The sequence below is a fragment of the Amycolatopsis sp. CA-230715 genome (genome assembly GCF_018736145.1).
Taxonomy (GTDB): Bacteria; Actinomycetota; Actinomycetes; order Mycobacteriales; family Pseudonocardiaceae; genus Amycolatopsis.
Map to the genome: position 1 here is coordinate 9,040,631 of NZ_CP059997.1, position 13,686 is coordinate 9,054,316.

Here is a 13,686-nt window from a genome sequence, read left to right on the forward strand (position 1 = left end):
TCCCTCATCGATTCCGTGTTCGCAGTGTAGTGGTTCATGACCCGACGTGGATGTGCGACGCCCAGGCACTGGGGCGGCCCGGCACCTGCTCCCGCAGCGCGCGAACGGCGCGGTGCAGTGCGTGCGCTGGTGAGCCGTGCGCGTCGAGATCCCGATACACACCTTCGGTGAGGGACAGCGCGTGCTCATCGCCCACGCGCCAGAGCGTGCCGATCACATCGGCGAAACCGGCGAGTCGGAGCGCACCGGTGAGGTGGATGGCTTCGTCGGGCAGGTGAACACCACCGACGGCGGTTTCGCAGGCGGAAAGGAACGCCAGCTGCGCACCTTCGAGCCGCAGGCGGGCGATGTCGCGGACGCGGATCTCGCCGTCGGTGAGCAGCAGCCTGCCGCTCGACGGCTTGCCAGTGTCCTGGGTGCCGTGGCAGGCGAAGTGCACCCAGTTGTGCTCGGCCAGTTCCGCACGAAGCCCGTCCACGGTCGCGGTTGGCCCGGTCAGCGTGGTCGCCCCCAGCAGGTGCCGCAGCAGCTCCGCCTCGCGGCCGGCGCCGGGCAACGGCTCGTGCCCGGCGAGTTCGGTGACGGCCACGACGAGTGCCTTCCGCGCGGTCGTGGTGCGGCGAGTCCCCAACAGTGCGCCGAGATTCGGCGTGTACGAGGACACGGCGCGATCGAGGACGGAGTCTGCGCCACTCGTGGCGGCGTGCAGTGGGAGGAAAGTCAGCGGTCCGGTGGGGCACCACCAGATCCGCGGCCACGCGTCCCGCGGCGGGCCGGTCAACCCCAGTTCGCGGAGCACCGGGTCGGCGACCGCGTGCCAGAGCCAGTCGAGGGTGTCGGTGACGACCCGCTCCGCGACGGCATCACCCGAGCCTGCCTCCTCGAGAAGAATTTCGGCTTGCTGCTCGGCTTCCTGCGTGGATAGGTCCGGCAGTGGGCACACCCGGACCGCGCCTTCGGACAGCACCAGGGCGTCACAGCGCCGGGGCCCGGTGTTGATCACCACCACGGCGCCGCCGTCGGAAGCACGGGCGAGCTGGTCGAACCGGGGTGGGTCGAGGAACTCGGCGAACCCGGGCCGTGCGCGCACCTCGGCGAGTACCTCGGCCCACTCCCTCGCCATGCGGTGTCGGCGATCCGCACTGGCACCGGTGCGCGCGGCGGGGGCGTCGAGCTGCCAGTCCGCTGCCGCGCTCGACTGGTCGAGTTCGCCCCGGATCCGCTCGATCCGCGCCGACAGCGCGGGCTCGAGCCGCGCCAGTTCGGTGAATTCCGTGCGGGTCTCCAGTGCCTGCGCCGTCAGCACGCCGCGGCCCCGCTCCAGCAGTTCCACGGCCGCCGCCGGATCGTCCTGCCGCAGGGCCAGCTCGGCCGCGTAACGGCTCACTTCATGGAACGGGACGAGCAGGGATTCCCGATCGTCGCGGTCGAGCGCTCGGGAGGTCACCATCGGCAGCAGGTCGATACCGGTGCGCAAGGCGTCCAACGCCTCCGCCGGCCGTCCGTCGAGCTCTGCCGTCCGGCCGAGCGAAACGGCGCCGAACGCCCGGCCGAGTGCGGAAAGCGCCGGATTGTCCATCAGCTCACGGAAAACCCGCTCAGCCTCGGCCAGGCCGGTTCCGGGCTCGCCCAGTGCCATCCGGACGATCAGTGCCCTGCCCAGCACCGTGAGCCCGGTTTCGCGATCCGGATGCCCGGCGGGCAGGCGCGCGAGTGAGGCACGGGACAGCTCGACCGCCCTGTCCACTTCGGACGGATCGGGCCTGGTGCGGAGGATGTTCGCGAGGTCGTTTTCCGCACTGCGGAGCAGGTTTGGCGAAACCGCGGCGGATTCGATGATGGAGTCGAGCTGCGCCACCGCCTCCGACCGCGCGACGTCGTCGCCGGTGAGGCGCCAAAGGGAGAGGTCCGCGGCCGCGAGCGCGCGTCGCAGCGCGAACTGCCCACGCGGGTGGCGTTCGAGCTCGGACATCGCGATGTCGCGGGCTTCCAGCGCGTCCGCGGCATCCCTCCGGATGTCGGCTCGGGCGCGCAACATCGTGGCCAGATTGGTCGCCAGCACGCTCCGTGCGGCTTCGGGGGGCCGCTCGTCGGTCAGCGTCCGCAGCGTCTCGATCGCCTCGTCGAGCGCGGCGGGATGGCGAGTCAGGTTGAAGCGCTCCCACAGCACATGGGCGAGTCGGCCGCGGATCTGCGGGTAGTCGAACCGGTCGCGATCACCCGTGGCCACCGCCTCCCGCAGCAGGTCGACCGCGTCGTCGAGGAACGCCGGATCGCCCTCGTGCCGGAAGCGCGCGACCAAGGCGGAGCCCAGCTCGGACAGCTGCTCCGCGCCGCGCCCGGAGACCGCGACCGCCAGGCGGGAGGTCTCCTCACCCCGGCGGGCCACCTCGGCATCGGGGGAGACCTCATCCTTGATCAGCAGCACCGCGCTGAGTATCTGCAGCACATCCGGGTTCTTCGCGTGCGTTCGGCCCGGCGCGGTGGCTTCGGTCAGTGCCTCGATCACCTCGTCCAGCACCGCCAGGTCGGACGATTCCCGGTATGCCTGGCCGACGGCGACCGCCGCGGCGGTGAGCACCTCGCCGCTGAGCGCGTCGACGCCCGCTTCGCGGATGACCCTGAGCAGCAGCGGCACGGCTTCGGCCAAGGCGGCTTCGTCGTGGACGAGCTGCTGGCGGTACAACAGATGCCTGCCCAGCTCGCCGAGTCGTTGCGCCGAAGCGTTGTCCGCGCACAGTTCGCGGTAGACGGCAAGGGTTTCGTCGAGCGCGCCGAGATCGTGGCTGCGAGCGAACCGCTCGGCGAGCAGGCCCGCCAACACCGGCAACTGCTGCTTCCGCGCGGGCGCGTACTGCGGTGTGGCGTGGATTTCGCGGGTCAGTGCGATGGCCTCGTCTAGTTCGTCGACGCCGGACGACCTCGCGGCGCTGAGCATGAGCGCTCCGACCAAATCGGACCGGAGCGCGGTGTGCATCGGGTCGGCGGGTTCGACCGAGGCCAGCGCGCGTCGCAATACGGGAACCGCTTCCTGGAGGGCGGTCGCGTCCCGCAATCGTGTCGCCCTCGCGGTGAGCGCGGTCCCCACTTCCCGAAGCCGCCGGGGGAGTTCGGGCGCGTCGTCGGGAGTGGCGGTGAGCGCGGCCCTGGCGTGCCGGACGACTTCGTCGTGGTCCTCCGGATCGCCGCTCAGTTCGAACCGGAACTTGCTGCCGAGCATCATGAAGTCGTGGCCGGCCACTTCGCCGCGGAGCGCGGCATCGGCGAGTATCAACGCCGCGTCGAGGCACCGCAGTTGGCGATGCTGCCGGGCCTGCTTGAACAGTTCGACCGAACCGGAGCGCCATGCCTTCCTGGAGTTCTCCGGCGCCTCTTCCGGAGCGAGGATCCGGCGGAAGTATTCGGGCACCGTACTCGGCGTGGCACGGTGGACGTGCGCGAAGGCGAGTAGCGCGGTGGCGTAGTCGTACGGCGCGCGGGCCGGGCCGCCCGCCGCGTTCACGCTCGCCATTCCCGCCTGCGCTTCGGTGAGGTAGACGGGCAGCATTTCCCCTGGGTCCGGCAGTTTCCCGGCACGGAGCAACGGCCATGTGCGTTCGAGCGAGTGCATACGGAGCCCCCTCACCGCAAGACTGTTCGAGCTTAGTGGCCACACCCGGGTGCCGTCACTCCCGGATCGTGTCGCCGAACTCGCCGAGGAACTCCGATCGCCATTTCTGTTCATTGTGGACAGTGCGGCAGGTGGCGCGGCCGGGTGAGGCGCCGACAGCGTGAACCTCACGAGACCAGGCGTCCTCACATCGGGTGATCCGTGCGCGATGCCCCGAAAGCGGCTTTCGCGTGTCGAAGACGTGGCGGCGCCGCGCAAATCCGATTCCCGGTCAGCCGGTCATCAACGACGCAAAAAGGGCAAAACGCGCCGATAGTACCGCTCGTTCGGCTGCGGGCGGAGTGGATCAGGCGTTACCGTCGAATTCCCGGCGGGGTGCGTGCACCATTCGGCGCGGCCCGGCAGATGACCGAGCGAACTTCGATGCAGGGGGCGGAGGACAAATGGCCAGTGATACCGAGGCGCGGCCCGAGGTGGATCCCAAGACGGTCAAGAAGGCAGTGATCGCGTCGGCGGTCGGCAATGCGACGGAGTGGTTCGACTACAGCGTTTTCACCGCGGGCGTGATGACCAGCGCGGTCGGCACCCTGTTCTTCCCCGAAGGAGGCGTCAGCCCGGCGATCAAGTCGTTGGCGCTGCTGGCCGTCGGGTTCATCGTGCGCCCGTTCGGCGGCGCGTTCTTCGGCCCGCTCGGCGACAAGCTCGGTCGTCGCAAGGTGCTCGCGCTGACGATCATCCTGATGTCCGGCTGCACGTTCCTGGTCGGCTGCCTGCCGACCTATTCGGGCAGCTACAGCGCGGGAATCGTGGCGCCGATCGCGATCGTGCTGCTCCGGCTGGTGCAGGGGTTCTCCACCGGCGGTGAGTACGGCGGTGCCGCGACGTTCATCGCGGAGTACGCGCCGACGCGGCGCAGGGGCTTCTTCGGCAGCTTCCTGGAGATGGGGACCCTGTTCGGTTACATCCTCGGCCAGGTGACGGTGCTGGTGATCGTGCTCGCCTGCACCCACGAGCAGATCCTCGCCTGGGCGTGGCGGATCCCGTTCATGATCGCGCTGCCGCTCGGCATGGTGGGGCTGTACCTGCGGTCGAGGCTGGAGGACACGCCCGAGTTCCAGCGGATGGAGGCCGCTGGCGGCAAGGCCGCGAAGGCGCCGTTCGGGGAGGCGATCAAGCGGAACTGGCGGATGATCCTGTGCCTGATCGGCATGGTGATGCTGCTGAACATCGCCGACTACATGCTGCTGACCACGATGCCGACCTACTTCCAGGACACCCTGCACATCGACGACAACAAGGCGATCCTGCTGATCATCGGGATCGAGGCGGTGCAGATCGCGCTGATCGCCCCGCTCGGCAAGCTGTCGGACCGCATCGGCCGCAAGCCGTTGCTGCTCGCCTCGGCGATCGGGTTCGCGGTGCTGTCGTGGCCCTCGTTCAAGCTGATGCAGACCGGGAGCACGTTGCTGCTGATCATCGGTTACCTGATCGTGGGCATCCTGCTGGTGATGATGCTCGCGGTGATCGGGTCGACCTTCCCGGCGATGTTCCCGACCAGGGTCCGCTACGGCGCCTTCGCGATCGGGTACAACCTGTCGACGTCGATCTTCGCCGGTACCTGCCCCGTCATCGTCACCGCGCTCATCAACGCCACCGGGAACCCGGACTGGCCCGCCTACTACCTGACCGCGGCCGCGCTGATCGCGATCATCCCGATCGTCAAGATCCCGGAGACCGCCAACGTGCCCATCGGACGGGTGCGCGAGGAAGGGAAGCTGGCGCCCGCGCCCGTGTGAGGGCCGGGCTCGGCTCACCGTTACCGGAAGTCACACGTACCTATTGACGAACACGCGTGTTCATGAATAAGTTCCGTGTCGTGGACATCGCAGGGAAGCGGGTACTGATCACGGGCGCGGCGAGCGGTATCGGCAGGGCGACCGCGCTCGCCGCGGCGGCCGAGGGTGCGCGGCTCTACCTCACCGACCTCAACGCGCGGACGCTGGGGGAATCGGTGAAGGAGATCGAAAAGGCCGGTGGGGTGGTCGAATACGCCGAGCCCGCGGACGTCGGCAACCTGGCCGACGTCCGCAGACTCGGCGAGGAGATCCACGCGGGCTGCGAGAGCCTCGACATCGTCATGAACGTCGCGGGAGTTTCGGCGTGGGGCACGGTGGACCGCCTCGAACACCGGCAGTGGCGGTCGATGGTCGAGGTCAACCTGATGGGCCCGATCCACGTGATCGAGACCTTCGTGCCGCCGATGATCGCCGCGGGCGGGGGCGGGCACCTGGTGAACGTGTCCTCGGCGGCGGGACTGATCGGGCTGCCGTGGCACGCGGCCTACAGCGCCAGCAAGTTCGGGCTGCGCGGCGTGTCCGAGGTGCTGCGGTTCGATCTGCGCGCGCACCGCATCGGGGTCAGCCTGGTGTGCCCGGGTGCGGTGCGCACGCCGCTCACCGAGACGGTCGAAGTCGCGGGGATCGACACGGCGGACCCGTCGTTCGTGCGGCTGCGCGATCGCTTCCGCAGGCACGCGGTGACGCCAGAGAAGGTTGCCGAGGCGATTCTGCGCGGGGTACGGCGGAATCGCTACCTGGTCTACACCTCGCGTGACATCCAGCTGATCCACTTGATCCAGCGGCTGTGCCCGCCGTTGTACGCGCTGTTCATGCGGGTGGCCAATTTCGCCATGCGGCGGTTGTTGCGGCAGGGGGCCGCGTCGTGACCGCGCCCCGGATCACGCCCGGCGGGCGCGCCGAAACCGGCACGCTCGCCAGGGTGGTGGCGGGCATCAGCGGACGCGTCGCCGGGACGGCGCCGCCGAACCTGTTCCTGACGATGGCGCGTCATCGCCGGCTGTTCCGCGGCTGGTTGCGCTTCGCCGGGCGGCTCATGCCCGGCGGCACGCTCCCGCGGCGGCAGACGGAGCTGGTGATCCTGCGGGTGGCGCACGTCCGGCAGTGCCGGTACGAGTTCGACCACCACGTCCGGCTCGGAGCTCGCGCCGGTGTCACCGCCGAGGACGTCGAGCGGGTGCGGGAGGGACCCGGTGCTCCGGGGTGGTCGCCGCGCGAGCGGGCGCTGCTGGCCGCGGCGGACGTCCTGCTGGAGTGCCGGGACCTCGACGACGCGACGTGGTCGGCGCTGCGTGCCCAGCTCGACGAGCGCGCCACGATCGAGTTCCTGCTCCTGGTGGGCCACTACGACATGCTGGCTGGATTCATCACGACGCTGCGCATCCAGCCAGACCGGCCGAGGAGCTGAGGCGCGAAGTTTCGCGGAAAACAGTTGTCCGGGGCGGGGATGAAATATCAATGAATTCCTCCGCGGAAATATGTGCGTGGCGCTGTTGGTCTTTTTCGAACAGGGGTTGTCCACTATTGACTGCGCATTACGCGGTGCGCCAGTATGCGCTTCATGAAACAACGACTCATTTCCGCGATCGGCGCCACGGTGCTGACGGCCGTAGTCGGGGTCTCCGCCGCGCCAGCGGCCTTCGCCGCCCCTGAACCGGCCGGCCACGTCGTGGTCGCGAACGATCGCAACCAGGCGTACGAGCAACTGATCGCCACCGCGATCCACCAGAACAGTCCTAACGCGACACCCGGGGACATCGAGCGCATCATCGCCGCGTTCAAGGACATCGGCGTGATCATCTCGAAGGTCAACCCGACGGACGTGGGGCGGGTCGGCAACGGCGTGGCGCAGGCGGCCGCCGCGATCGCCGAATTCCAGGCGACCGGAAACGTGGACGCGCTGCGGCAGGCCGTCTGCGGCGGCGGGAACGCGGTCGCGGGCAGCATGTCGATCCTGTCCGGTGTCGTGCGGATGTACGAGGAAAGCGCCAACCTCCCGCAGATCGCCGAGATCCTGGATTCGATCGACCCCAGGACGCCGGAGGGCGGGAAGCTGTTCGACGCGCTGCCGGACTTCGCGAAGACACCGGAAGCCAAGGCGGCACTGGTTTCCCTTTCGGAATTCGGGCGCACGCTGAACAAAATAGACAAGCAGAAGGTCATCCTGCTGGCGAAGGACTGGGGCGAAGCGGCCTCGACCTGTGACATCAGCACGGTCATCGCGATCCCGGGGCTCATGGTCCGCACCTGGGACCTTGGGCAGGAGATCATCGGCATCCTGCTGCACGCCAACCTCGGCGAGATGAGCGCGATCCTGAATCCCCGCTCCTGAAAGTCTTCGGAAAACCGGCGCACCGGGTTCGCGCGAACCCGGTGCGTTTTGGCGTTATGCGCCAGATCACAGCGAGGGGTTGTCACTTCCGGGCGCCGCGGCGTGTCTTCATGGCCGACCGGGAGTGAAAGGAGCTTGATCGTGGTGCGGAGCAATCAGGTGCTGGTGGTCGGGGCGGGCTACGCCGGTGTGTGCGCGGCGAACAGGATCGCGGCGGCGGGGATTCCGGGAACGCGCGTGCGGGTGATCAACCCTCGTGCGGATTTCGTCGAACGCATCCGCCTGCACCAGCTCGCGGCGGGCACCGGCTCGGCAACCCGGCCGCTGCGCGAGCTGCTGCACCCGGATGTCGACCTGGTCTTGTCGAGCGCGGAGCGGATCGGCGACGGGATCGTGGCGCTCGACGACGGCGCGGAACTGGGTTTCGACTACCTCGTCTACGCGGTCGGGAGCACCGTCGATCCCGTGCCGCACGGACATGTCGTCGGTGCCGTGACGGGTGCCGAACGACTGCGCTCGGCGCTGGACGTACTCGGCCCCGGAGAGCGCGTCGTCGTGTCGGGGGCGGGGCTGACCGGGATCGAGACGGCGACGGAGATCGCACTGGCTCGCTCGGACCTGGCGGTCGAGTTGATCTCCGACTCCGTCGCGGCGTCGTTGCCCGTACGCGGCCGGAAAACGGTGTCGCGCTTGCTTGCTCGGGTCGGGGTATCGGTGCGCACGGGCGTGACCGTCACCGGGACCCACGCCGGCGGAGTGGAACTCAGTGACGGGACGAGCAGATCGACTGGCTGCACGGTGCACACGACGGGCTTCACCGTGCCCGACCTGGCGCGCCGCAGCGGGTTGCCGGTCGACGCCCGCGGGCGCCTGGTGACCGACGCGCGGCTGATCTGCCCCGCCGACCCGCGCATCGTCGGAGTCGGCGATGCCGCCGCCCCGTCCGGCGTCGGCCTTCGCATGAGCTGCCAGGCGGCGATCCCGATGGGACGCGACGGTGCGGGCGCGATCGTGGCGATGCTGACCGGCAAGGAGCCGCGGGCGCACCGCGTCCGGTTCGTCGGGCAGGCCATCAGCCTCGGGCGCGGCGCGGGCCTGATCCAGCCGTCCTGGCGCGACGACACCCCGGTCGGACCGCCGATCACCGGACGGCTCGCCGGCCTGCTCAAGGAATCCGTCTGCCGGTGGACCATCCGGCGGATCCGCTCCGGGCACCGGTCGACGACCGGACGCCCGCGGCTCAGCGAAAGGAACCCGGCATGAAGGCCGTCCTCGTGTGCACTTCGGTGTCGCATGGCAACACCAGGCGGGTCGCCGACGTCATGGCGCAGGCGCTGGAAGCGCGCGTCGTCGCTCCCGGCCAGATCGATCCGGCCGAGCTGGACACCTGCGATCTCGTGGGATTCGGCTCGGGCATCTTCCTGGGTTCGTTCCACCCGCGATTGCGCGAATTCGTCCAGTCGCTGCCGAAGGGACCGCGGCGCACCGCGTTCGTGTTCGCCACCAGTGGTTTTCCCGACGCGGGGTTCCAGCGCTTTTCCCGCCCGCTGACCCGGCTCATCGAACAGAAGAACTTCGAAGTCGTCGACACCTTCTCCTGCCGCGCCTTCGACACCTATCTTCCGTTCAAGCTCGTCGGCGGAATCCGAAAAGGACGACCGGACGCCGCCGACCTGGCCGCCGCACGCGCGTTCGCCGAACGGCTGTCCCCTTGAGAGATTTGTCCAAAATGCACGGTTGCGCCGACCGGAGTCGATGCTCCGTGGCGGAGTGGTGATCACCGCGGTTCCCGGTGCGGCACAATGGGGTCGGGCGGGCTGGCGTGCTCGCGCCTTACTGGGGAGAGCGGGGTTTCATGACGCACGCGGGGTGGGACGCATTCCAGGCCGCACAGCACGAGGCAGCGGCGGGGCGCACCACCGCGCTGGCCGGCCCGGACGGGGTGCCGTGGCTGCTGGTGCCCGGCCAGGCGTGGCAGCGCAGGCTGCAGGACGGCACCTGGCAGTACAGCCAGCCGCCCGCGGATCCGGGCTACCGGGCGGCCACCCGGCAGGCACCGCCGCCCGGTGCCGCGCCGGGAGGGCAGCCGGGCTTCCGCGGGGCGCAGCCGGTCCAGGGACCGCAGGCGAACCGGGGATGGCAAGGTGGCGGATATCCTCCGCCGGGATACCCGTCAGGTCCACAAAGGACTCCCGGCGGCCCGGCGCCGTCGCCAAAGCCCCAGGGGCGTCCGCAGAACCAGCGGGTCAGGGTGGAGATGCTCGGCCGCGAAGGGGCGTTCGTCTGCGGTGCCGAGTCCGCCACCGAGTTCCTCACGAAGGCCGCGCGTGTCATCGCCTGGGCGGACGCCAGCAGGCACGGCACGCAGAACGGGCCGGGTGAGCCGGAACCGGTCGAGCCGGAGCGGCCCGCGTCGGCCAAGAAGGACGGCGTGCTGGACGACCTCGCCTGGCACAGCAGGTCGCTCACGCTCGACCTGCTCGCCGTCGGCAACCGGAAGTGGCAGCAACAGCGGTACGAGCAGGCCCATGCCGCGTGGAAGACCGCGCACGCGGAATGGGAGCAGCGGGAAGCGGCGCGCCGCTCGGCAGGCACGAAGCAGCCCAACCCGATCGTGCTGCTCGTGGGGGAACCGAACACCGGGCAGCGCCGGTTCACGCGGGCACTGGAGTTCGCGCTCGATCAGGCGGACGTCGGCTTCGACAGCACCGAGTTCCTCGACGGCTCCGCGGTACTCGCGGACGCCGGAGACGAGCCCCTGGAACACGTGGTGCGCCGCCGCATCACGAAGCTCGAGGACGGTCCGATCGTGCTGCTGGCCGAGCGGGTGGACGCGCTGTTCGCCAAGGACGCCGCGGGGATGGCGCGCCTGCTGCGGAACTACGCGCACGACCAGGACAGCTGCCGCCTCATCGTGCTCAGCGGAACCGAGAAGGTGCTCGAACAGCTCGCGACCGAAGCGCCGGACGTGTTGCAGACCATGCTGCGGTACCGGTTGCCCCGCTTCGACCAGCCCGCCCCGGCCGCCGCACTACTCGACGTCCTCGCCGGGGAGCGGTCGTTCGGGTTGCCGCCGGACGTGCGCGACCGGCTGGCCCAGCTGTCCCGTGACGCCGCCGCCCGCGGTGTCGAGGCCTTGGTGGACGCCGCGTCGCGGCAAGTGATCGCCAGGGGAGGGGCGGGCGGCCGGATCGCGATCACGCACGAGGACATCGCTCCGCTCGTCGCCGCGGCGGGCAAGCGCGGCGGCACCCCGATCGAAGAGCTGATGGCCGAGCTGGACGGCATGATCGGGCTCACCGCGGTGAAGGCGCGGGTCCGTTCGCTCACCTCGGAAATCGCCGTCGACGCGCGGCGCCGGAACGCGGGGATGAAGGTCGCGGTGCGCAGCAGGCACCTGCTGCTGACCGGGAACCCGGGCACCGCCAAGACGACCGTCGCCCGCCTGCTCGGGAAGATCTTCCAGGCGCTCGGGGTGCTGCCGAAGGGCCATGTCGTCGAGGTGACCCGCACCGACCTGGTCGGCGAGTACCTGGGGGAGACCTCGCCGAAGACCAGGGCCGCCTGCGAACGGGCCGTGGGTGGCGTGCTGTTCCTCGACGAGGCCTACAACCTGGTCACCGACGACGATGACGACTACGGCCGCGAGGCGGTCGCGGAACTGTTGGTACAGATGGAAAACCACCGCGACGACCTGGTGGTGTTCGCGGCGGGCTACCCCAAGGAGATCGAGACCTTCCTGGAGTCGAACCCCGGTCTGCGGTCGCGGTTCGCCGGGCGCATCGAGTTCCCGGACTATTCGAACGAGGAACTGGCGGAGATCTTCCGCGTGCTGGCGAAGAGCCAGGGCTACGAGCTGGCGGACGATCTCACGACGGCCCTGCCGGAGGCGGTGCGGAGGATCCCGCGCGGCAGGGGGTTCGCGAACGGCCGGTCGGCGCGCGGTCTGCTGGAGGCGGCGATCGGGAAGCAGTCCGGCAGACTGACCGCCGAGCCGGGTGCCCGTGACGAGGACCTGGCCGTGCTGATCGCGGCGGACCTGCCGCAGCCGGGCGAGGCCGGGGTCTCCGCGGTGGATGGCGCCGGGCCGCGGCGGGGCCTTGCGGAGCTTATGGCCGAGCTGGACGCGATGATCGGTCTCGACTCGGTGAAGCAGCGCGTGCGGTCGATGGTGGACGAGATGGCGGTGGACGCGCGGCGCAGGGGAGCGGGCATGCTGGTCGCGGTGCGCAGCAGGCACCTGCTTTTCACCGGGAACCCGGGCACCGCGAAGACGACCGTGTCCAGGCTGGTCGGGCAGATCTACCGCGAGCTGGGCGTGCTGCCGTCCGGGCACCTGGTCGAGGTCGGCCGGGGTGACCTGGTGGCCGAGTACACCGGCCAGACCGCTCCGAAGACCCGCGAGGTGTGCGAGCGGGCCACGGGTGGCGTGCTGTTCATCGACGAGGCGTACGACCTCGTGCGCGACGAGAACGACGGGTACGGCCGCGAAGCGGTCACCGAGTTGCTGGTGCAGATGGAGAACCACCGCGACGACCTGGTGGTCTTCGCCGCCGGTTACCCGAAGCAGATGGACGAGTTCCTGGAGTCGAACCCCGGCCTGCGGTCGCGGTTCGCCGGGCGCATCGAGTTCCCCGACTACTCCAACGAGGAACTGGCCGGGATCTTCACGCTGATGGCGGGAAGCCAGGGCTACCGCCTCGCCGAGGACTTCACCGCGGCACTGCCCGAAGCGGTCCGCCGGATCCCGCGTGGCAGGGGGTTCGCGAACGGCCGGTCCGCGCGCGGTCTGCTGGAAGCCGTGATCGGCAAGCAGTCCACCCGGCTGGCCGCCGCGCCCGACACGCCCGCCGACGAACTCGCCGTGCTGCTGGCCGCCGATCTGCCGGACGCGTCCGGCGTCGCGGTGACCGACGAGGCCGGTCCGCGGCGCGGTCTCGACGATCTGCTGGCGGAGCTGGACGGCATGATCGGCCTCGACGAGGTGAAGGCGCAGGTCCGCGCGATGGTGGCGGAAACGCGGCTCGACGCGCGCCGCCGCAAGGCGGGGCTGCCGGTCGGGGCGCGCAGCCGCCACCTGGTGTTCACCGGCAACCCGGGTACCGCCAAGACCACGGTCGCGCGCCTGATGGGACAGCTCTATCGCGAACTCGGCGTGCTGCCCTCGGGCCATCTGGTCGAGGTCGCGCGGCCGGATCTCGTCGCCGAGTACATCGGCCAGACCGCGCCGAAGACCCGCGAGGTGTGCGAACGGGCGATCGGCGGGTTGTTGTTCATCGACGAGGCGTACGCCTTGGTGCAGAGCCAGGCGAACGGCTCCGACTTCGGTGCCGAGGCGATCGCCGAACTGCTGGTGCAGATGGAGAACCACCGCGAGGATCTGATCGTGATCGCCGCGGGTTACCCGGCGGACATGGATCGCTTCCTGGACGCCAACGCCGGGCTGCGCTCCCGGTTCGGTGCCACGGTGCGCTTCGCCGACTACGACGACGCGCAACTGGCCGCGATCTTCACCGCGATGGCGGGAAAGCAGGGCTACCGCCTCACCCCGGACCTGGCCGAAGCGCTGCCGGGGGTGATGGCCGGGCTGGACCGCGGCCAGGGCTTCGCCAACGGCCGATCCGCCCGCGGGCTGCTCGAACGCACGATCCGCGCGCAGGCGATGCGCCTGGCTGGCCCGGAGGTCGACATGGATTCCCTGACCGACGAGGAGCTGACCCGGCTGACCGTCGCGGACCTTCCTGCCGAAGGCTGAGGACCGCCAGTACGATCCACTGTGGATAGTCGACCGGCTGCCGCGAGTGCCGGGTCACGCGGCCCCGGTCCTGAGATCTCTCCACCAAATACCGTGTTACGAGCGGGTACCCCTCATTGCTGTTCGTCGCACC

At 69.9% G+C, this 13,686-nt stretch carries 8 protein-coding genes; 7 read left to right on the top strand and 1 reads right to left on the bottom strand.

Annotated elements, in window-relative coordinates; all coding sequences use genetic code 11:
* Positions 1 to 34: 34 nt before the first annotated feature.
* A complete protein-coding gene (locus HUW46_RS42160; RefSeq protein ID WP_215544247.1) occupies positions 35 to 3,610 on the bottom strand; it encodes a CHAT domain-containing protein in 3,576 nt (1,191 codons plus the stop codon).
* Between the two features lie 443 nt (positions 3,611 to 4,053).
* Here HUW46_RS42160 and HUW46_RS42165 point away from each other — a divergent pair, with 443 nt between their 5' ends.
* The 7 genes from HUW46_RS42165 to HUW46_RS42195 all read left to right on the top strand — a co-directional run bounded on the left by HUW46_RS42165 (position 4,054) and on the right by HUW46_RS42195 (position 13,553).
* On the top strand, positions 4,054 to 5,406 hold the full coding sequence (locus HUW46_RS42165; RefSeq protein WP_254125506.1) for an MFS transporter: 1,353 nt from the start codon (positions 4,054 to 4,056) through the stop codon (positions 5,404 to 5,406).
* Positions 5,407 to 5,486: 80 nt separating this feature from the next.
* Positions 5,487 to 6,335 carry an SDR family oxidoreductase gene (locus HUW46_RS42170; protein WP_254125508.1) on the top strand — a complete coding sequence of 283 codons (849 nt, stop codon included), beginning with the start codon at positions 5,487 to 5,489 and terminating at the stop codon, positions 6,333 to 6,335.
* Complete coding sequence (locus tag HUW46_RS42175; RefSeq protein WP_215544249.1) at positions 6,332 to 6,874, top strand: carboxymuconolactone decarboxylase family protein; 543 nt, start codon at positions 6,332 to 6,334, stop codon at positions 6,872 to 6,874. The genes HUW46_RS42170 and HUW46_RS42175 overlap by 4 nt, the downstream gene beginning before the upstream one ends.
* Positions 6,875 to 7,027: 153 nt before the next feature.
* Positions 7,028 to 7,798, top strand: a complete 771-nt coding sequence (locus HUW46_RS42180) for a hypothetical protein (RefSeq protein ID WP_215544250.1) — start codon at positions 7,028 to 7,030, stop codon at positions 7,796 to 7,798.
* 141 nt (positions 7,799 to 7,939) lie between these two features.
* The gene (locus tag HUW46_RS42185; RefSeq protein WP_215544251.1) at positions 7,940 to 9,061 is read left to right on the top strand and encodes an NAD(P)/FAD-dependent oxidoreductase; all 1,122 of its coding nucleotides are present in this window, start codon (positions 7,940 to 7,942) and stop codon (positions 9,059 to 9,061) included.
* A complete protein-coding gene (locus HUW46_RS42190; protein ID WP_215544252.1) occupies positions 9,058 to 9,513 on the top strand; it encodes a flavodoxin family protein in 456 nt (151 codons plus the stop codon). The genes HUW46_RS42185 and HUW46_RS42190 overlap by 4 nt, the downstream gene beginning before the upstream one ends.
* Positions 9,514 to 9,653: 140 nt before the next feature.
* Positions 9,654 to 13,553, top strand: a complete 3,900-nt coding sequence (locus HUW46_RS42195; protein ID WP_215544253.1) for an AAA family ATPase — start codon at positions 9,654 to 9,656, stop codon at positions 13,551 to 13,553.
* Positions 13,554 to 13,686 lie beyond the last annotated feature (133 nt).